Genomic DNA, 19,896 nt, shown 5'->3' with positions numbered 1-19,896 from the left:
CAGGATAATTTGACTAAGTTGATCACTTTATCGGCCTGGTTTGCCTTGCGCACGATGTATTTTAAGTTCTTCACAATTGTCGCAAAAATCATCACATGTTGACTTTTTCGTCGCGAAGCACCACCGGGCTTTCGCGCACGGTGGGGGTCGTGCTCAACAGGGCACGGCGAATAGCGAAAAATGCGGCGACCAGCATGGTCACGGCGACCAGCATAAAGAAGGCGCAGAGTCCGGCATTAATCTGATTGCTGAGAACAATGGTCTGCATATCTGCCACCGTTTTAGCCGGTGCGATCACGATGCCCTGGTCAATACCGTTGCTGAATTTCTTCGCCTGGGCAAGGAAACCAATCGCAGGTTTCTCGTGGAAAATTTTCTGCCATCCGGCAGTCATCGAGGTGATAAACAGCCACGCCGTCGGGATAATCGTGACCCAGGCATAGCGCTGTTTTTTCATTTTAAACAACACTACGGTGCCGAGGATCAGCGCCATTGATGCCAGCATCTGGTTACCAATACCAAACAGCGGCCAGAGGGTATTAATCCCGCCCAGAGGATCAATTACCCCCTGATAGACGAAGAAGCCCCATCCCGCTACCGCCACGGCGGTGCCGATAATATTGCCCAGCCATGAACGGTTGTTGGCCAGAGCCGGTACCATCGTCCCTGCCAGATCCTGCACCATAAAGCGGCAGGCACGCGTCCCGGCGTCGACGGCGGTCAGGATAAACAGCGCTTCAAACAGAATGGCGAAGTGATACCAGAACGCCATCATCGCCCGGCTGTTAAACACCTCGGTAATAATGTGTGCCATCCCGACAGCAAAGGTGGGTGCGCCACCGGCACGCGAAAGCACCGAAGTTTCACCCACGTCGCGGGCAATGGCGGTTAGCATTTCTGGCGTCACCACAAATCCCCAGCCGTTGATCGCCTGGCTGGCGCTTTCCACCGTGGTGCCGATCAGGGCCGCTGGCGCATTCATAGCAAAGTAAACACCGGGGTCGATCACCGAGGCGCAAATCAGCGCCATAATAGCCACGAACGACTCCATCAGCATTGCACCGTAGCCAATCATGCGGATATGACTTTCACGTTCAATCAGCTTCGGCGTGGTGCCGCTGGAAACCAGTGCATGGAAGCCGGAGATGGCTCCGCAGGCGATAGTGATAAACAGAAACGGGAACAGGCCGCCGGAAAATACCGGACCGCTGCCATCAATAAACCGGGTCACTGCCGGCATTTTCATTTCCGGCATAGCAAAGACGATGCCAACGGCAAGGCCGACAATTACACCAATTTTGAGAAAGGTCGACAGGTAATCACGCGGAGCCAGCAGCAGCCAGACGGGCAGCACCGACGCCACAAAGCCATAAATCACCAGTACCAGCGTCAGGGTGGTGCCTTTGAGCGTGAAGAACGGGCCCCAGTAAGGGTGCAGGGCAATATCGCCCCCGTAAATAATTGCCGCCATCATCAGCACAAAACCGATCAGGGACACTTCGGCAATTTTACCCGGGCGCAGAAAGCGCATGTACACGCCCATAAACAGGGCAATCGGCAGGGTCGCTGCCAGGGTAAAGAGTCCCCACGGACTGTTGGTCAGCGCCTTTACCACCACCAGCGCCAGCGCAGAGAGAATAATGATCATTACCCCCAGTGCCCCGAGCATGGTGATCACGCCGGCGAAAGCCCCCAGCTCCTGTTTCGCCATTTCGCCCAGCGAACGGCCGTCGCGGCGGGTGGAAATAAACAGGATCAGGAAGTCCTGCACGGCACCGGCCAGCATCACCCCAATCAGGATCCACAGCGTGCCCGGCAGGAAGCCCATCTGTGCGGCAAGGATCGGCCCGACAAGGGGACCGGCACCGGCGATGGCGGCGAAATGATGGCCAAACAAGACCCACTTATTGGTCGGCACATAGTCGAGTCCGTCGTTATTGCGCTCTGCGGGGGTCAGACGGCGGTCGTCGAGTTCGAATATCCGGCGGGCAATAAACAGACTGTAAAAACGATAAGCGATGCTGTAGCAGGCAACGGCGGCCACCACCAGCCACAGCGCGTTAACGGGTTCGCCGCGGTTGAGCGCCAGCATGGCAAAGGCGCAGGCACCGGCTAACGCCACCAGTAACCAGACCAGCCCGGTTTTGACGTTGTTCATCACAGTACTCCTTGTCAGATCCGTAAGAGGGGGGACAAGTTAAACGTAATGTAAAAGAATGTTTATGAAAGTAAATGGAATGAGAAATGTGAGGCGCAGAGAGTTTTTTATTTTTTTGCGGAGTGCGGCAGATGCAGGTGGAGAGGGAGGGAATAAAAACGGGACAGCGGTCAGGCTGTCCCGTTGAGCGATATCAGACGGCCGGACGGGCAACGACGCTGCGGGTTTCCATACGCACTTCGGCGATGGTCACTTCAATCAGGTCGGTTACGCGGTAGGCGACTTCACCTTTGATCTGCACGGTGCCATTTTCATTACTGCACACCAGCTCATCACGCACGGCGTGAATAAACGGGGCAGGAATAAAGGCCACCGCACCGTTGTCCTGCAGGCGAACGCGCATGCCACCGCGGGAAACGTCGATCACTTCCGCACTGAAACGCTGATCGGTACCCACTGCCTTCTGCAGGAAGCGTGAATAGAGCCAGTCACCCACATCGCGCTCGGCCATACGGTTCTGACGGCGACGTTCAGCCATCTTCACCGTCAGCGTATCGTCAGGACGGCTCGCCGTTTCCCCTTTGATGATCGCTTTCAGCAGGCGGTGGTTAACCATGTCGCCAAACTTACGGATGGGGGAGGTCCAGGTGGCATACGCTTCCAGGCCAAGACCAAAGTGCGGCCCTGGCGAGGTGCTGACCTCGGCAAACGACTGGAAGCGGCGAATACGGCTGTCGAGGAACTGCGTCGGCAGGGTATCCAGTTCACGGCGCAGCGTGCGGAAGCCTTCAAGCGTAGCAATCGCCAGCGGATCGGCCACCACGCCGTGATTCGCCAGAACAGCAGCAGCCTGCTCGGCGTTCACCTCATCGAAGCCCAGGTGGACGTTATAAATACCGAAGCCCAGCTTATCGCGCAGCACGCTGGCAGCGCAGATGTTCGCCAGGATCATCGACTCTTCAACGATGCGGTTGGCGATGCGGCGGTGCTCGGCGATGATATCCAGCACTTCGCCTTTCTCACCCAGCAGGAAGCGGAAGTCAGGGCGATCTTTGAACACCAGCGCATGGCTCTGACGCCATTCGCTGCGCGCCAGGCACAGGCGGTGCAGCAGGCGGATCTGCGCAGCAATCTCCCCGCTTTCCGGCTGCCATTCACTGTTGCCGTCGGTTTCCAGCCAGTCAGAAACGTTGTCGTACACCAGCTTGGCGCGGGACTCAATCCACGCGGCGAAGAACTGAATGTCCTCGCCCGGGGTACCGTCGGCTGCCACCGTGACACGGCAGGCCAGCACCGGCCGGCGAACGTTGGGGCGCAGAGAACAGATGTCATCAGACAGCTGACGCGGCAGCATCGGAATATTAAAACCAGGCAGATAGTTGGTAAATGAACGCTCGGCGGCAATGGTATCGAGCTGGCTGCCGGCCGGTACATAGGCTGTCGGGTCGGCAATGGCAATCGTCAGCTTCAGCGCGCCATCGGCGGCTTCTTCTACGTACAGCGCATCGTCCATATCTTCCGTGCTGGCACTGTCGATAGTCACGAAGGCGAGGCCAGTGAGATCTTCACGCTCAAGCTGTTCGTCCAGCATCTCTTCCGGCGTGGCCACATCCGGCGCTTCACGCTCCAGATTATGGCGTGACAGGGTGACCCACCACGGCGCTAAATGGTCATCCGCCGTGGTAATAAATTCAGTCAGTTCAGCGTAGAAACCGCGATCGCCTTTCAGCGGGTGACGGCGCATTTCAGCCACTGCCCAGTCACCGGCCTGGAAGTCATGCTTCACATTACGGTCAGGACGGCACTGAATGGCGTCTCTCAGCAGCGGATGGTCAGGAATAATCGACAGGCGATCGTCTTTCTTCTGCACGCGGCCGACAAAGCGGGTCAGGAACGGTTCGATCAGCGTTTCCGGATCGGCAACTTCACGATCTTTATCAGTCTGAATAACCGCACTCACACGGTCACCGTGCATGACTTTTTTCATGAACGGCGGCGGAATAAAGTAGCTTTTCTGTGCATCGACTTCCAGGAAGCCGAAACCTTTTTCAGTGCCTTTTACCACACCCTCAACACGCGGCGTCTGGGAGTGGAGTTTCTCTTTAAGCTGCGCGAGCAGCGGGTTATCCTGGAACATAATTTCAACAGTTTTCGTGGCCTAAGAGCGGCAGACAGTTTTACGCGATTAACCGCGTTACGGCAAGTAAAAAGCCGTGACATCCACAGACACAGGGCGGCCGTTTTGTGTCGGCCGCCCTGAGGTCATCAGGCGATGCGTAAGCCGGTTGTCGCCGGTGACAGGCTGATTTTCACCGGTACTGACTTCGACGTCGGCGTGCCGCTGCCGTCACCAAAACTGGAGAGCGGAACCAGCGGATTGGTTTCGGGATAATACGCGGCGAGATTGCCGCGTGGAATGGCATAAGGCACCAGCTTAAAGCCGCTGACTTTGCGGGTGATACCGTCATTCCACAGGGTTTCAATATCCACATGGTCACCGGCGGCAAAGCCCATTTTTTCCATATCATCCTGGTTGATAAACAACACTTCACGCTGACCGTAAACGCCACGATAGCGGTCATCGAGGCCGTAAATCGTGGTGTTGTACTGGTCGTGTGAGCGCAGCGTTTGCAGCGTAAAAGGCACCTCAACATCCAGCTGCGGGAACAGAGAAGCGGGCAGGGCAGCAGCGCTGAACTGGGCTTTATTGTGCAGCGTATTGAAGCGCAGCTCGGCAGCGGCATTGCCCAAATAGAACCCGCCTTTCAGGTCGCATTTGTCATTGAAATCGCTGAAGCCCGGCAAAGTCGCGGCAATATGGTCGCGGATTTTATTATAATCACCGGCCAGCGACAGCCAGTCTACTTTTTCACTGCCGAGCACGGCATGGGCGATCCCGGCGACGATCCAGGTTTCAGAGCGCTGAGTGGCTGCAATGGGTTTGCCAACGCCTTCGGAGGCATGCACCATGCTGAAGGAGTCTTCCACGGTAATAAACTGTGGTCCGCTCGCCTGAATATCCTGCTCCGTGCGGCCAAGTGTGGGCAGGATCAGGGCGTCAACTGCACCCGGGCACAGATGGCTGCGGTTAAGCTTGGTGCTGATCTGCACCGTCAGATCGCAGCGTTTCAGGGCCTCTTCGGTGCGCGGGCTGTCCGGTGCAGCCGCCGCCAGATTGCCCCCTAACGCGATCAGCACTTTGATCTCATCACGCAACATCGCTTCCAGTGCTTCAACGGTGTTGTGACCGCTCTCACGAGGGGGCTCAAAGTCAAAATGCTGGCCGAGGCTGTCGAGAAACGCCTGAGAGGGTTTTTCATCAATCCCCATCGTGCGGTTACCCTGCACGTTGCTGTGTCCGCGCACCGGGCACAGACCCGCGCCTTTTTTGCCCAGCTGGCCAAAAAGCAGCTGCATATTGACGATTTCACGCACGGTATCCACCGAGTGCTTATGTTGGGTGATGCCCATTGCCCACGTGCAGATCACCCGTTCTGAACTCTGGTAAATCGCCGCCGCTTCACGGATCTGCTGTTCGCTCAGGCCCGACTGGCTGACAATATGTGACCATTCAGTGGCATCAACGGCGGCCAGGTACGCCTCCAGCCCCTCGGTTCTGGCATTGATAAATATCTCATCAAACAAGCCTTTCTCACCGGCCGCCACCCGTGCGCGGTGGTTTTCGGCCAGTACTTTCACCATACCGCGAACCGCCGCCATATCACCGCCGAGATTAGGCTGGTAATAAGTCGAGCTGATTTTTCCTGCCATGCTGGTGACGACTTCCAGCGGTTTTTGCGGATCGGCAAAGCGCTCCAGTCCCCGCTCGCGCAGCGTGTTAAACGTGACAATTTTCGCGCCGTTATCGGCAGCATGGCGCAGGCTGTGCAGCATGCGCGGGTGGTTAGTGCCCGGGTTCTGGCCGAAGACAAAGATCGCATCCGCGTGGTCAAAGTCGTCCAGACGAATGGTGCCTTTTCCTACCCCAATACTGCGCTTCAGGCCGGTACCGCTGGCTTCATGGCACATATTCGAGCAGTCGGGGAAGTTGTTACTGCCGTTCATGCGGCCAAAGAGCTGATACAGCCATGAGGCTTCATTACTGGCACGCCCGGAGGTGTACAGCTCCATGCGGTTCGGATTATCCATCGCCTTAATATGGCGGGCTATCAGTGCGAAGGCATCGTCCCAGCTGATGGGCTCGTAGCGATCGGTGGCGCGGTTATAGCGCAGTGGTTCGGTCAGCCTGCCCTGATATTCAAGGAAATAGTCACTCTGCTGTCGCAGGGCGGAGACGCTGTACTGAGCGAAGAATTCTGCCCCGATATGGCGGCGGGTGGCTTCCCACGTGACGGCTTTCGCGCCATTTTCACAAAAGCTGAAGGTACTTTTATTATCATCACCCCAGGCACACCCCGGGCAGTCAAAGCCTTTCGCCTTATTCATGCGCATCAGATTGCGCATGTTTTTTAACACCTGTTTGCTGTCGAGGACGAAACGGGTGGTGGCTTCCAGTGAACCCCAGCCGCCAGCGGCAGCGTCGTATGGCTTGATGGCTTCTTTAAATTTCATTTTTTTCGCAGGCTTATGTTTATGAGTTGTTAAGAAGTTATGACTTCTTTTTGGCGATTTTGCTATTCGCCCGCCTCATTGTCTAATTGATTGCAGAGATGGTGCGATAGGTGGCATTTATCGCGAAATGTGCGGAAGTGTGAAGCTGGTCAAAAAATATTCTCTTAAATTCCCCCCTGGCGCGGTCATCGCCGTTCATGCGACGCATACTTAGCCGGTTGCCATTTCTGCGGGAGAGTCCTGATGAAAGAGTTTGCCAGTAAGATCCATGCCTTCGGCAAAGCCCTGATGATGCCGATTTCCGTGATTGCTGCCGCCGGTATTTTTCTGGGCGTGGCAGCGGCGCTGCAGAACCCGGTGATCACCGGAGAGGCGTTTGCCAGTATGCAGGTACCCCAGCTGGTGATTGGGTTTATCCGCAAGGTGGCCGGAGCGCTGTTTGCTAACCTGCCGCTGTTCTTTGCCGTCGCCAGCGCCATTGGTCTGGCGAAGGCGGAAAAGCCCACGGCAGCGTTTGCCTCGGTGATTGGGTTTATTGCCATGCACGTCGGCATCAGCGCCACGCTGGCTGCCCGGGGGCTGACAGCGGCGACCACTACCGCTGCAGCGCTGCAACAGCAGGGGATGGATCAGACCGCCGCAATGATGACCTCGGCGGAATATATTCAGATGCTGGGGATATTTACCTACAACATGAGCGTGCTGGGCGGGGTGATCGCTGGCCTGGTGACGGTTATGATCCATAACCGCTGCTATACGGTCCAGCTGCCGGCGGCGATTGCCTTCTTCGGCGGGCGGCGCTTTGTACCGATTGTTACCGTGTTGGTCCTGCCGCTGACTGGCGTGTTGCTGGCTCTGATCTGGCCTACGATTGGGGCTGGCATCGCGTGGGTGGGAGAGCTGATCGGCAAAAGTGGCCAGTACGGGGCCTTTCTCTATGGCACCAGCGAACGGCTGCTGATCCCGACCGGCCTGCACCATATTCTGAATGAAACGGTGCGCTTTACCCCCATCGGCGGGATCGCCACGGTGGACGGGCAGACCCTTGTCGGGGCGCTGAATATCTTTAATACCTCACTGACCCACCCCGGTTCAGTGCCGGATGCGACGGTACAGGAGGCAACGCGTTTCCTGGCGCAGGGAAAAATCCCGGTAATGATGTTTGGCCTGCCGGCGGCGGCGCTGGCGATGTACCACTGCGCCCGCCCAGAGCATAAGCAGCGGGTCAAAGCGCTGATGCTGGCCGGGGCGCTGACCTCCTTTACCACCGGCATTACCGAGCCGCTGGAGTTCTGCTTTATCTTCGTGTCACCGGTGCTCTATCTCCTTCACGCGCTGCTGAGCGGGCTGTCGTTTATGCTGATGTCGCTGATGCACCTGATGATTGGCAATGTACAGGGGGGAGCGATTGACCTTGTGGTGTTCGGCATCCTCGGCGGCAGTAAAACGGCGTGGTGGTGGAGCGTTGCGCTGGGCCTGATCTATGCCCCGGTTTACTACTATAGTTTTCGCTTTATCATTATGCGTATGCGGGTGGAAACGCCGGGTCGGGAGTCGGATGAGGCCCCACAGGTTAGCGTTACGGCGGATGAACGCACCCGGGTGATCATCAGCGGACTGGGCGGCGAGGGCAATATCGACGACGTTGACTGCTGCTTTACCCGCCTGCGGGTCAAGGTAAAACAGATGAATGAAGTCGTCGACCAGACCCTGATGACCACCGGTGCTAACGGCGTTAATCGCGTCAGCGACCACGACGTGCAGGTGATTTATGGGCCACAGGTAGAAAAAATCGCGAATGACGTGAAAAGTGCGTTGGGGATGTCCTGAGTGGCCCGGTATGATGACCACTAAAGAATGGCGCTAACCTGCCGATAATATTGCGTAAATCTGATTACGCGGACAGGACCCAGGTGACATGGACAAGATTAAAACGACGGTGGTACTGCTCTTGCCGCTGCTGTTGCTTGCAGGCTGTAAGCAACAGGAAGATGAAGGTATTACCAAGAAAATCAGAAACCTGTCTTATCTATATCAGTTTGAGGCTATTCCTGGAAAACTGAAGAGCACCCATCAGACGATTTTCGAGGATAACGGTGACAAGCGTTATGACGGGGTGTTTAATTTCGATAAAAACGGCTGCGTGACGGATTTTGAAGTGACTAATCTTGATATCGGCAGCATCAGCGCGCGGCGGGAGAAAGACCAGCTCATCGGAGAGGAAAATGGTAAACCCCTGGTCCTTAAACTGGACAGCGAGTGTAATGTGCTGTCCAAAACCAGCGGTAATTTTACCATTGATATCGCCTACAACAAGCAGGGACTGATTTCCGGACTTTCCTCCCACCAGTCCGATTTTCGCGTCGCGCTGACCTATGATGCACAGGGCCGCCCGATTGGACAGAAAGCGTTCAGTGGCGATCATCAGATTTCAGAAGGCGTACAAAACTACGCGTCAGACGCCGGCGATAAACCCTCCGATGCCGTCACGAAAAGCACAACGCCAGAGGGTACCCGGGAGACCACCACCCGCTGTGAATATCAGCAGGCTGTGCCTGTCAGCTGCGTGTTCACGGTGAAAACCTCCACAAGCGACACGGTGACTGAACGCCATGCAAAGCTCACCAGTGAGTTTTATTAGCAGCAGCCCGCCCATCGGGATACGCGTTCACACACTAATGAAGACAGCATCACGCCTCATTATGAACAAATCTTACTAAACTGACAGGACTCACACTGCATGGATATGATGAAGACAACGCTGGCGCTGCTGTTGCCCGCGCTGCTGCTGACAGGCTGTAAGAATGAAGAACCACAAGGGGTATCGACAACGGTCAAAAATATGTCGACGCTTTTTCGCTTCGAACCCATCCCCGGAAAGCTCAAAAGCACCCATCAGACGTTGTTCGATGCCAGCGGTGAGAAACAGCACGAAGCCACGGTCCGCTTCGATCAGCAGGGCTGTCTCACCGATGTTATCGTGACCAGCCTCTACGTAATTAACGACCGCAAAATCCACTCGAACACCAGCCTGCGGCGGGACAAAGATACGCTGGTCGGTGAGGAGAACGGTAAACCGGTATTGATGAAACTGGACGGCAAGTGCAACGTCGTATCAAAAACCCGCGGCAATTCTACGCTGAATATCAGTTACAACGACCGTGGGCTGATTTCAGCTTACTCTTCCATCCAGGATCCTCTGCGCATTGACATAACCTATGACGAGCAAGGGCGAATGGTCAGGCAGAACATAAGGGAAGGGGCTCGTCTGATCAGCGATGACAAGCAGACATTTGCTACGACAGAGGCGGATAAACGGCTGGATGGGGTGATGCTCACTACCTACCCGGCCTCGACGAGAGAAATCACCACGCGCTGTGAGTATCAGCAGGGCGTTCCCACTTCCTGCCACTATAAAATTAAAACCTCGCCCGGTGATAACGTCATTGAACGCCAGTCGACGCTGGTCAGTGAATTTTATTAGCAGCAGCCCGGCCGTCGGCACACGCGTTCGCACACTAACGAAGACATCATCATAATGGACATTAAACAGCTCATCTATTTATGTAACCTGGAGCGAGAGCGCCACTTTGGCCGCGCTGCTGAGGCCAGCTTTGTCAGTCAGCCCACGCTTTCCATGCGTCTGAAAAATCTGGAGCGTGAGCTGGGGCTGTCGCTGATCAACCGCAGTAATAACTTTGATGGTTTTACGCCGGAAGGCGAGCGCGTACTCTCCTGGGCGCGGGAAATTGTCTCGGTCTATCAAGGATTAAAGCTGGAAGTCGAGTCTCTTAAACACGGCGTGACCGGTACGTTGCGTCTCGGCGTGGTGCCCCAGTGCAGTATGTCACTGGCCGTGATGCTGAAAGCCATCAGCGACCGCTATCCCCAGCTCGACTATCGGGTCGCGGTGCTGAGTGCCGACCAGCTGCTGGAGGCACTGAACAGTCATACGGTGGATGTTGGCATAGGCTTCTTCGAGCTGGCGACGCTGCGTGAGTTACATTTCCAGGCGGAGACACTGGCGGATAATGGCGTAGAGCTACTTTATCATCCGCAGCACTTTCCTCAACTGGAAGGCGACACTCAGCTGTCGCTGCACGAGGTGGCGGCACTGCCGCTGTGCCTGGCGGAACAGACGCGCTATTTTCGTCGTTACGTTGACGGCCACTTCCGGGAGGCCGGGCTGTCGATGCGCGTTGTTCTGGAAACCACCTCAGTATTTCAGCTGTTGCAGGGCGTTCAGGTCGGGTTAGGCTGCATGGTGTCACCGGTAGGACACCTGATCGACGGCATGACCAGCGGACTGCAACGACGAAAAATGGCGCTGCCGCCCATGTCCCGCCAGGGAGCCGTGGTAATTGCAGAGCCGGGTCGCGCCACGCCGCTGGCGCAGCACTTTTTTGATGAAGTCAGGCGCTGGCTGATGAACTGATGCCCAGCCCCTGCATCAGCCGGTTACCCCAACTGGCGGCGGCAACGCTTAAGATCACATCAAAGATCTGGCCGCTGCTCAGACCGCCCTCTTTCAGCGGCTGAAGATGCGCGGCATTGACCCGCTCCGGCGATCGGGTCAGTTGGGCGGCAAGGGCAATCAGTGCCTGCTGCTGTCTGTCTGCCGCGTTCAGCGCCGGTTCCACCCCTTCGTGTAACGCAGCGAAAAGGTTGCTGTCATCGGCATAGCGGCCGAAACAGCAGGCACTGCCGTTGATACGCGAGGTGACGGCGGCGGCCAGCCGCGAGGCGCTGCTGCTGCGCGCTGTTTTCAGGCTCTCCAGCAGACGTCCCCAGCCGTACAGCACTTTACCGTCGTGGGCAAACAGCCAGGCACCGGCTTCCAGCTCCGCCAGCGGCTGGCAGAAGGTTAACGCCTCAAGCTGGTCGGGCGCGGCATAGCGCAACTCCAGCGGAGGCAGCGACGGCCGCCACACACTGTCTGCCAGCAGCGTCTCACGACAGGCGTCGGGGGGGATGGTGACGCCGGGCATCCAGCGCACCGGCAGCGCCAGCATGGCGTGGACGCCCGCCACGACGCGGGCCTGATAACTGACAAAGCCGACAATCTGGCCAAGGCTGATAATATCAGGGGCGGTTAGTCCAACCTCGTCCAGCCGCTGCACGGACACCGCGTCAATCAGGGTGGGCTGGCTGGCGAGCTGGCGAGCGTATTCGGTGATTTGCGTCAGGCGATGGTTACTCTCCCGCGACGAATCCGGCCCCGGCAGCGGGTTTAGGCGCGCGGCATAGTGGTTGCATAAGCGCTGCACGCCAGTGACCTGGGCTACCGTCAGGGCAATACACAGGCGATCGTAAAGCGTCAGCGTGTGGGTCAGTGTGGTGCTGAGTGCCGCCGGGAAAAGCAGCGAGTAAACATCGCGGGAGGCCAGCAGGGCGGGCTGCCTTTGCTGTAAAACAGTGCTCAGTTCTCCTTCCGTCTGTTGCGCCAGACCCAGTAAAAAACGGTCTTCAACGGTGGCAGCTTCAGGCATCAGCGGTGCACGCTGGGCGGGCAGGCTGGACTGGGTTTCATGATACCAGTGGTTATTGCCGGTAAAGCGGCGCTGTTCCATGATCATTCCTTTTCAATTACGGCACGGTTATCCTGGCGTAACCCGCAGCGCGAAAGAAATAATGATCTGTACTATCAAATAGCTGGAAAGCATAAGGGGCGAAAAGGAAAGGCGGCCCGATATCAGGGCCGCCCGGCGGCAGGTTTAACGGTCTTTACGCCAGGCATCGGCGGTCAGGGCTTCACCAAAATGGCTGGCGATCAGACGGCGGGTCAGGTCATGCAGCGGGCAGGCCAGGACTTCCGCCGTGCTGCCACGCTCCACCACTTCGCCCTGGTGCATCACCAGCACTTTATCGCTGATATGTTTCATCATGCCCAAATGCTGTGTCACGTAAATATAGGAAATGCCGTGTTTCGCCTGCAGTTCCAGCATCAGATTAATCAGCTGCGAACGCATTGACATATCCAGCGCGGCCAGCGCCTCATCAGCAACAATCACCTTCGGCTGTAATATCAGGGCGCGCGCCAGGCCAATGCGCTGCTTCTGGCCGGGGGCAAGCATGTGCGGATAATAGGAGGCGTGATCCCGCAGCAGGCCGACCTGGCGCAGCGTGGCAATAATCCGTTTTTCCCGCTCCTCGCTATTGAGTTCGGTATTCAGCCTCAGCGGAAAATCGAGGATCTGGCTGATGCGCTGGCGCGGATTAAGCGAGGTAGACGGGTCCTGAAAAATCATACGGATACGCTGGCTGCGGTAGCCATAATCGCCGTACTCCAGCGGATGGTCATCAATCACAATATCACCGGAGGAGGGGGCGATCATACCGCTCAGCATGCGGGCCAGCGTTGATTTACCGGAGCCGTTTTCCCCGATGATCGCCAGCGTCTGACGCTCCTTCAGGGTAAAACTGACCTCTTTCACCGCCTCAACGTGCTGCCGCCGGAACAGACCGGTACGGTAGCGAAACGTTTTACTGAGGTTGCGCACTTCCAGTAGCGTTTCAACCATTACTGACTCTCCATATTCAGCGGGAAGTGGCAGGCAAACAGATGACTTTTCGACCCTGAGAGGCGCGGAGTTTCAATACAGGTTTTCTGCGCGTAGGGGCAGCGCGGTCCCAGGCGGCAGCCAATCGGTAAATGCTCCAGCGACGGGATCGCGCCCGGCAGCGTATTCAGGCGGCTTTTATGCGGCAGCGAGCGGCCAAAGTCTGGCATGGCGCGGATCAGCGCCTGGGTATAGGGATGGTGTGGCGCGGTGATCAGGTCTTCACTGACCGCCGTTTCGACCGTTTGTCCGCAGTACATGACATTGATCCGGTCGGCCCAGTGACTGAGCATCTGCAGGTCATGGCTGATCAGAAGGATCGTGGTGTTATTATTCTGGTTCAGGCGCGACAGCAGGCGGAATATCTGCGCCTGGGTGGTCGGCTCCATGGCATTCGTCGGCTCATCGGCAATCAGCAGACGCGGCTGGTTGGCCAGCGCAATGGCAATCATCACCTTCTGGCACTCCCCGTCGGTCAGCTCATAGGGGAAGCTGCTCATAATATCTTTATGATCCTTGATCCCCACCCGGTGCAGCAGTTCAATCGCCCGGCGGTGACGCCAGCCAAAACGCTGAAACCAGCGGCCTTTCCACGTCCAGCGCGGAATGGCCTGCTTAAGCTGGGTACCAATACTTTCTGACGGGTCGAGACACGACTGCGGCTCCTGAAAAATCATCGACACGTTATGGCCGACGATCTTGCGCCGTTCACGCGGCGACAGGTGCAGCAGGTCGATATCATCAAAGCGCATCCGATCTGCCGTGATGCGCCAGTTATCTTTGGTCACGCCGCAGATCGCTTTAGCGATCAGGCTTTTTCCTGAGCCGGACTCACCGACCAGGCCACGCACTTCGCCTTCAGTCAGCGTCATACTGACCCGATCCACTGCTTTCACCGGCCCGTCGGCCGTCATAAATTCAATGGTCAGGTTACGAATATCGAGCAGCGGCATTATTCAACTCCCGCATCGATGGCCCGGCGAACGCCGTCACCCAACAGGTTAACAATCAGAACACTGAGCATAATCGCCGCACCCGGTAGCATCACGGTCCAGGGGGCCACGTAGATCAACTCCAGTGAATCACCCAGCATCGCGCCCCACTCCGGTGAGGGAAGCTGGGCACCTAAATCGAGAAAACCCAGCGCGGCAATATCGAGGATAGCCATCGACAGGGCGCGGGTAAACTCGGTAACCAGCAGCGCCAGTATATTCGGCAGGATCGCATACCAGAGAATATCCAGGCTGCTGGCGCCATCCAGACGGGCGGCCACCACATACTCTTTTTCCAGCTCTTCATGTACCGCGCTGTAAATGGCGCGCACCAGACGGGGCAGGATCGCCAGATATACCGCCAGCATGGCGTGTTCCAGTCGGGGTCCCAGAAAAGCCACGACAATAATGGCCAGCAGCAGCGAAGGGATTGACAGCAGGGTGTCAAGAATATGGTTCATCACCGCCGAGCGCAGCCCGTGGGTCAGTCCAGCCATCACCCCAAGCACCATTGCACACAGCGAGGCGAAAAGCGTCACCACAATCGCTGAACCCACCGTCGGAGCGGCACCGCTTAATAACCGACTCAACAGGTCCCGCCCCAGATCGTCGGTCCCGAGGAAGAACGAGACGTCGCCATAATGTGACCATGACGGGGGAAGAAGCTGATAGCCCAGGAATTGCTGATCCAGTCCGTAAGGGGCCAGCAGCCCGCCGAAAATACACAGCAGCAGAACGGCAATAAAGGCGTAAAAACCGATCATCGCCGTGGTATCGCGATAGAACAGCCCCCAGGTATGACGCAGCGGGCTGGGGGGCCGCTTTTCAGCGTAAATATTATCGGAGGGCATACCACTCCTTATGTTTCAGCGGATTTGTCATAGCACCTAAAATATCAGAGAGCACATTCACGGCGATCACCAGTCCACCCACCACCATTACCCCGGCGGAGATCGCCGCGTAATCCTGCTGGCGGATAGCGTTAATCAGCCAGCGCCCCAGGCCTGGCCAGCTGAAGACCATCTCGGTGATCATCGCCAGCGTCAGCATCGTGGAAAATTGCAGGCCCAGACGCGGGATCACTGGCGGCAGCGCGTTATGCAGCACGTGGCGGCGAATAATGGTCCACAGCGACAGCCCTCGCGTGGCGGCGGCTTTCACGTAGTTCTGCTCCATCACCTCACGCGTGCTGATGCGCAGCAGGCGGATTACCTCCGTGGTCGGTGCGACGGCCAGGGCGGTCACTGGCAACACCATATGCTTCAGGGCGCTGACGATCATTTCATGCCGCCACGGGGAGTCGGTCAGCCAGGCGTCAATCATGGCAAATCCGGTGACATGCTGCACGGGATACAACAGGTCAAAACGCCCGGAGACCGGTAGCCAGCCAAGATTGAGCGAGAAAAACAGCGTCAGCAGCAGCGCCAGCCAGAACACCGGCAGGGAAAAGCCCAGCAGCGCCACGGCGCTGATCGCCTTATCCTGCCACTTATTACGCATTACTCCGGCGGCGATACCGAGTGGGATGCCCACCATCAGGGCGAGGCTGAAGGCCATGAAGCAGAGCTCCAGCGTGGCCGGGAACACCTCACGTAATTGCAAGTTTATGGACTGCCCGTTAATGCTGGATACGCCAAAATCCAGCTGCAGGATGCCTTTAAACCAGAACAACCAGGCATCCAGCAGCGACGCTCCCTGCAGAGGGGCGTGAGGGGTAAAATAGCTCAGGCTGAAACCGAGCAGCGTCAGCATAAACAGCGTGACAACAAACAGCACCAGTCTGCGAAGTGTATAGATAATCACGGTGACTTCTCCTCGCCGCCATCACGGTGTACACCCGCAAATGAGGCATTACCAAACGGGCTCAGTACCAGACCTTTGATGTCGTAGCGGTAAGCCTGCAACCGCAGGGAATAGGCCAGTGGCAGAACGGGCAGTTCCTGAGACAACATCGCCTGAGCGCGGTCATAATAGTCGATGCGTTTCGCCAGCTGTTGCGACAACAGCGCTTTATGCAGTAATTCATCAAACCCGGAATTGCACCAGTGCGCATAATTTGTCTGTGAGGCAATGGCGGCACAGCTGAGGAGAGGGCGGAAGAAGCTGTCCGGGTCATTACTGTCCGTTGCCCACCCCGTCAGCGTCAGGTCGTGATTCATCTCCATCAGCCGTGCCTCCTGGAAGCGACCTTCAACCTGCACGATGGTTACCTTTACGCCGACCTGAGCCAGGTCGGCCTGGATCAACTCTGCTGTCTTCAGCGGACTGGGGTTCCACGACTGCGAGGCCGACGGCACCCACAGATTCAGATGCAAATCTTCAATGCCCAGCGCTTTCAGCGCTTCACGCGCCTTTTGTGGATTATACGGCGTGACGCGGGCATCGGTGTCGTAGGCCCAGGACGCTCGCGGCAGGATCGACGCGGCGGTTTCCGCCGTGCCGTAATAAATCGACTCCATCAGGCGTTCATTGTTGATCGCCAGCGCCAGTGCCTGACGCACCTCGGGGCGGTCAAGGGGGGCCTTACGGGTGTTAAACGCCAGATAAGCAATGTTCATCCCCGGCCGCAGCGTCAGGCGCAGGCGGGGGTCGTCGCGCAACACAGACAGCTGGCTGGCGGCCGGATAGGCCAGCACATCACACTCGCCCGTCAGCAGCTTGGACATGCGGCCGGTGCCACCTGCACCCATATCTATCACCACCTGAGACATGCGCGGCTTGCCTTTCCAGTAGGCGTCGTTGCGCTGCAGGCGCACATACTGCCCGGCCCGGTAGTCATTGAGCATAAACGGCCCGGTACCGACCGGTTCACGATCCAGCTGCTCCTGACGGTCAACCCGGGTCAGCTGGTCGGCATACTCGGCCGACAGCACCGGCGCATAGTGGGTCGCGAGGTGCCAGAGGAACGACGCATCGGGACTGTTGAGGCGGATTTCGACGGTATTTTTATCCAGCTTTTTCACGCTCTGTACAGCGTCAGAAAATTGCAGGCTGTCGAAATAAGGGTAGCTGCCACCGTTGACATTGTGCCAGGGGTGGTTGCGATTAAATATCCGTTCAAAGCTGAACACCACATCATCGGCGTTCATCGTCCGGGTGGGCGTAAACCAGGCGGTATGCTGGAAAGCCACTTTCTGACGCAGATGGAAGCGATAGGTGGCCCCGTCGTCCAGCACTTCCCAGCTGTCCGCCAGCTCAGGGATCAGCCGGTAGGTATAAGGATCAACGTCAAGCAACCGGTCGTAGAGCTGGGCGGCGAGCGTATCGACCACCAGCCCGCTGCTGGCCATCTGCGGGTTAAAGGTATTCATTACGCCATTAACGCAATAGACGAAGCCGCTCTGACGAATATCGCCAGGCGTGGATGACCAGACCGGAGCACTCAGCGTACTCAGGCTGAGAAGCAGGGTGGAGATTAGTTTGCGCATAACTCTTCTGAAAATTCAGGCAATAAACACAGTGTACCGCACTCTCTGGCTGCACCCAAAGTTTGCAGCGGCGAGCCCGCGTTTTTCCGACAGAAAGATCGCCACAGGGGGAGGTGAAAGTGGAATACGCCTGATGTTGTTATGGTAATGAGAAAAATTCTCAACAAAACGCTTTACAGATAATATTGAGAATGATTATTATTCACTTGCACCTCAACGGTGGCTCTGCCGGTGAGGAGCACGACATTGCTCACATTGCTTCCAGTATTATTTAGCCCGCTTAACGCGGGTTTTTTTTTGCTCACGACTCACCGGCTCAGTCTTCATCGACGCCGATATCATCAACGCTGATATCGTGCTTTTTCAACATGGCGCGAAGCTGATGATAAGTCACCCCCAGCAATCCGGCGGCACGGCGCTGATTAAATCGCGCCTGGGCCAGTGCTTTCTCCACCAGCGCTTTTTCCTGATGAAGCTGCCAGTGGCGCAAATCGAAGGGCAGCGCAGGCAGGGCGTCCGCAACAGCATCTGCCGGGATGGCGTCCGGTTCCGCACGCTGGAAAGGGTTAATAATGATGTTATCCAGCGGGATTTCGCTGCTGGCGTGACGGTACACCGATCGTTCAACCACATTTTTCAGCTCACGCACGTTACCCGGCCAGGCGTAATCCAGCAGACGCTGTTCTGCCGCAGCGGTGAAGCCGGGAAACAACGTCAGCCCCAGTTCACGGCACATCTGAATGGCAAAATGCTGCGCCATCACCAGGATATCGCTGCGACGCTCGCGCAGCGGGGGCAGCTGCACCACATCAAACGCCAGCCTGTCCAGCAGGTCGGCGCGGAACTTCCCCTCACGCGCCAGCAGCGGCAAATCGTCATTGGTCGCGCAGACCAGCCGCACGCTGACCTGCAGCGGTTGGCTGCCGCCGACGCGCTCCAGCTGGCCGTATTCAATCACCCGCAGCAGTTTTTCCTGAACCAGCATCGGAGCCGTCGCCAGCTCATCCAGAAACAGCGTCCCGCCGTCGGCCCGCTCAAAGCGGCCGAGATGGCGCTTCTGCGCCCCGGTAAACGCCCCGGCTTCATGACCGAAAAGTTCTGAATCCAGCAGGTTCTCATTCAGGGCCGCACAGTTGAGCGAGATAAACGGTCCCTGCCAGCGTTCGGAGAGGTAGTGCAGACGGCTGGCAATCAGCTCTTTTCCGGTGCCGCGCTCACCGATCACCAGCACCGGCTTATTGAGCGGTGCCAGACGTGACACCTGCTCCAGAACGTCGATAAAATTGTTGGACTCACCGAGCAGGGTATCAGGATTTTCGCTCATCATTAATTTCACCAGATGTTAGTGATAAAAACCACTTTAGTCTTACTGTCTGCCCCTGTAAAGTCATCAGATCATGTAAAATCAATAAGATAAAAACTGGCACGGCTTTTGAATAGTGTTATGCAGCTTAACCGCATTATTCGACACCCGGCGTAATGCCAGACAATGACTGAAAGAGGATTTTGATTATGGGTATTTTTTCCCGCTTTGCCGACATCGTGAACGCCAACATTAACTCCCTGCTGGAAAAAGCAGAAGATCCGCAGAAGCTGGTGCGCCTGATGATTCAGGAGATGGAAGATACGCTGGTTGAAGTGCGTTCCACATCAGCCCGGGCCCTGGCCGAAAAGAAACAGTTACAGCGCCGAATTGAGCAGGCCGAGACTCAGCAGGCCGAATGGCAGGAAAAAGCCGAACTGGCCCTGCGCAAAGAAAAAGACGATCTGGCCCGTGCCGCGCTAATGGAAAAACAGAAGCTCACCGACCTGACGGTATCACTGCAGCAGGAAGCAGGGCAGGTTGAAGAGAGCCTGACGCGGATGAAAGGTGAAATTGGTGAGCTGGAAAGTAAACTCAGCGAAACCCGTGCCCGCCAGCAGGCGCTGACGCTGCGTCATCAGGCGGCATCCTCATCACGCGACGTGCGTCGCCAGCTAGACAGCGGCAAAATTGATGATGCCATGGCCCGCTTCGAATCTTTCGAACGCCGCATCGATCACATGGAAGCGGAAGCCGAAAGTCACAGCTTTGGCAAAAAGAAATCGCTCGATCAGGAGTTCGCTGAGTTACAGGCTGACGATGAAATCAGCCAGCAGCTGGCGGCGCTGAAAGCAAAAATGAACCGCAGTGAGTAACGGAGCTG

Annotated in this window: 15 protein-coding genes; 5 read left to right on the top strand and 10 right to left on the bottom strand. The window is 56.9% G+C overall.

Annotated features, from left to right (window positions below):
* Nucleotides 1-91: 91 nt before the first annotated feature.
* The 3 genes from IFU29_RS02180 to IFU29_RS02170 all read right to left on the bottom strand — a co-directional run bounded on the left by IFU29_RS02180 (nt 92) and on the right by IFU29_RS02170 (nt 6,730).
* Complete coding sequence (locus IFU29_RS02180; RefSeq protein WP_191932472.1) at nt 92-2,158, bottom strand: carbon starvation CstA family protein; 2,067 nt, start codon at nt 2,156-2,158, stop codon at nt 92-94.
* A gap of 193 nt (nt 2,159-2,351) precedes the next feature.
* Nucleotides 2,352-4,295 carry an exoribonuclease II gene (locus IFU29_RS02175; RefSeq protein ID WP_191932471.1) on the bottom strand — a complete coding sequence of 648 codons (1,944 nt, stop codon included), beginning with the start codon at nt 4,293-4,295 and terminating at the stop codon, nt 2,352-2,354.
* Between the two features lie 128 nt (nt 4,296-4,423).
* Nucleotides 4,424-6,730, bottom strand: a complete 2,307-nt coding sequence (locus IFU29_RS02170) for an FdhF/YdeP family oxidoreductase (protein WP_191932470.1) — start codon at nt 6,728-6,730, stop codon at nt 4,424-4,426.
* A gap of 243 nt (nt 6,731-6,973) precedes the next feature.
* Between IFU29_RS02170 and IFU29_RS02165 the strand changes: the two genes are divergently transcribed.
* The 4 genes from IFU29_RS02165 to IFU29_RS02150 all read left to right on the top strand — a co-directional run bounded on the left by IFU29_RS02165 (nt 6,974) and on the right by IFU29_RS02150 (nt 11,165).
* Nucleotides 6,974-8,560 carry a PTS transporter subunit EIIC gene (locus IFU29_RS02165; protein ID WP_191932469.1) on the top strand — a complete coding sequence of 529 codons (1,587 nt, stop codon included), beginning with the start codon at nt 6,974-6,976 and terminating at the stop codon, nt 8,558-8,560.
* A gap of 88 nt (nt 8,561-8,648) precedes the next feature.
* Nucleotides 8,649-9,371: a YnfC family lipoprotein gene (locus tag IFU29_RS02160; RefSeq protein WP_191932468.1), complete on the top strand. Its 723-nt coding sequence runs from the start codon at nt 8,649-8,651 to the stop codon at nt 9,369-9,371.
* Between the two features lie 99 nt (nt 9,372-9,470).
* Complete coding sequence (locus IFU29_RS02155; protein ID WP_191932467.1) at nt 9,471-10,214, top strand: YnfC family lipoprotein; 744 nt, start codon at nt 9,471-9,473, stop codon at nt 10,212-10,214.
* Between the two features lie 54 nt (nt 10,215-10,268).
* A complete protein-coding gene (locus tag IFU29_RS02150) occupies nt 10,269-11,165 on the top strand; it encodes a LysR family transcriptional regulator (protein WP_191932466.1) in 897 nt (298 codons plus the stop codon).
* Here the strand turns inward: IFU29_RS02150 and IFU29_RS02145 are convergent.
* From IFU29_RS02145 to pspF, 7 genes are all read right to left on the bottom strand, one after another.
* A complete protein-coding gene (locus IFU29_RS02145; protein ID WP_191932465.1) occupies nt 11,143-12,300 on the bottom strand; it encodes a CMD domain-containing protein in 1,158 nt (385 codons plus the stop codon). The genes IFU29_RS02150 and IFU29_RS02145 overlap by 23 nt on opposite strands.
* A gap of 144 nt (nt 12,301-12,444) precedes the next feature.
* The gene (gene sapF, locus IFU29_RS02140; RefSeq protein ID WP_191932464.1) at nt 12,445-13,251 is read right to left on the bottom strand and encodes a putrescine export ABC transporter ATP-binding protein SapF; all 807 of its coding nucleotides are present in this window, start codon (nt 13,249-13,251) and stop codon (nt 12,445-12,447) included.
* Nucleotides 13,251-14,243 (bottom strand): putrescine export ABC transporter ATP-binding protein SapD, encoded by a 993-nt coding sequence (gene sapD, locus IFU29_RS02135; protein ID WP_191932463.1) that lies wholly within the window; start codon nt 14,241-14,243, stop codon nt 13,251-13,253. The genes sapF and sapD overlap by 1 nt, the downstream gene beginning before the upstream one ends.
* Complete coding sequence (gene sapC, locus IFU29_RS02130; protein WP_191932462.1) at nt 14,243-15,133, bottom strand: putrescine export ABC transporter permease SapC; 891 nt, start codon at nt 15,131-15,133, stop codon at nt 14,243-14,245. The genes sapD and sapC overlap by 1 nt, the downstream gene beginning before the upstream one ends.
* Nucleotides 15,120-16,085 (bottom strand): putrescine export ABC transporter permease SapB, encoded by a 966-nt coding sequence (gene sapB / locus IFU29_RS02125; RefSeq protein WP_191932461.1) that lies wholly within the window; start codon nt 16,083-16,085, stop codon nt 15,120-15,122. The genes sapC and sapB overlap by 14 nt, the downstream gene beginning before the upstream one ends.
* Nucleotides 16,082-17,710, bottom strand: coding sequence for an ABC transporter substrate-binding protein SapA (sapA, locus tag IFU29_RS02120; protein WP_191932460.1), 1,629 nt, complete (start codon nt 17,708-17,710; stop codon nt 16,082-16,084). Before sapA ends, sapB begins: the two co-directional genes overlap by 4 nt.
* A 316-nt stretch (nt 17,711-18,026) precedes the next feature.
* Nucleotides 18,027-19,037: a phage shock protein operon transcriptional activator gene (gene pspF / locus IFU29_RS02115; protein WP_191932459.1), complete on the bottom strand. Its 1,011-nt coding sequence runs from the start codon at nt 19,035-19,037 to the stop codon at nt 18,027-18,029.
* 185 nt (nt 19,038-19,222) lie between these two features.
* Between pspF and pspA the strand changes: the two genes are divergently transcribed.
* Nucleotides 19,223-19,888: a phage shock protein PspA gene (gene pspA / locus IFU29_RS02110; RefSeq protein WP_191932458.1), complete on the top strand. Its 666-nt coding sequence runs from the start codon at nt 19,223-19,225 to the stop codon at nt 19,886-19,888.
* The last annotated feature ends 8 nt before the right edge of the window (nt 19,889-19,896 follow it).

This window comes from Erwinia persicina, assembly GCF_014838825.1.
GTDB lineage: Bacteria > Pseudomonadota > Gammaproteobacteria > Enterobacterales > Enterobacteriaceae > Erwinia > Erwinia persicina_A.
Note: the sequence above shows the minus strand (reverse complement) of the source record. Positions and strands in the feature narration are given on the sequence as shown.

Coding starts and splice junctions, on each gene's coding strand:
- IFU29_RS02180 (WP_191932472.1), bottom strand. CDS start 2,158: ATGAACAACGTCAAAACCGGGCTGGTCTGGTTACTGGTGGCGTTAGCC.
- IFU29_RS02175 (WP_191932471.1), bottom strand. CDS start 4,295: ATGTTCCAGGATAACCCGCTGCTCGCGCAGCTTAAAGAGAAACTCCAC.
- IFU29_RS02170 (WP_191932470.1), bottom strand. CDS start 6,730: ATGAAATTTAAAGAAGCCATCAAGCCATACGACGCTGCCGCTGGCGGC.
- IFU29_RS02165 (WP_191932469.1), top strand. CDS start 6,974: ATGAAAGAGTTTGCCAGTAAGATCCATGCCTTCGGCAAAGCCCTGATG.
- IFU29_RS02160 (WP_191932468.1), top strand. CDS start 8,649: ATGGACAAGATTAAAACGACGGTGGTACTGCTCTTGCCGCTGCTGTTG.
- IFU29_RS02155 (WP_191932467.1), top strand. CDS start 9,471: ATGGATATGATGAAGACAACGCTGGCGCTGCTGTTGCCCGCGCTGCTG.
- IFU29_RS02150 (WP_191932466.1), top strand. CDS start 10,269: ATGGACATTAAACAGCTCATCTATTTATGTAACCTGGAGCGAGAGCGC.
- IFU29_RS02145 (WP_191932465.1), bottom strand. CDS start 12,300: ATGGAACAGCGCCGCTTTACCGGCAATAACCACTGGTATCATGAAACC.
- sapF (WP_191932464.1), bottom strand. CDS start 13,251: ATGGTTGAAACGCTACTGGAAGTGCGCAACCTCAGTAAAACGTTTCGC.
- sapD (WP_191932463.1), bottom strand. CDS start 14,243: ATGCCGCTGCTCGATATTCGTAACCTGACCATTGAATTTATGACGGCC.
- sapC (WP_191932462.1), bottom strand. CDS start 15,133: ATGCCCTCCGATAATATTTACGCTGAAAAGCGGCCCCCCAGCCCGCTG.
- sapA (WP_191932460.1), bottom strand. CDS start 17,710: ATGCGCAAACTAATCTCCACCCTGCTTCTCAGCCTGAGTACGCTGAGT.
- pspF (WP_191932459.1), bottom strand. CDS start 19,037: ATGATGAGCGAAAATCCTGATACCCTGCTCGGTGAGTCCAACAATTTT.
- pspA (WP_191932458.1), top strand. CDS start 19,223: ATGGGTATTTTTTCCCGCTTTGCCGACATCGTGAACGCCAACATTAAC.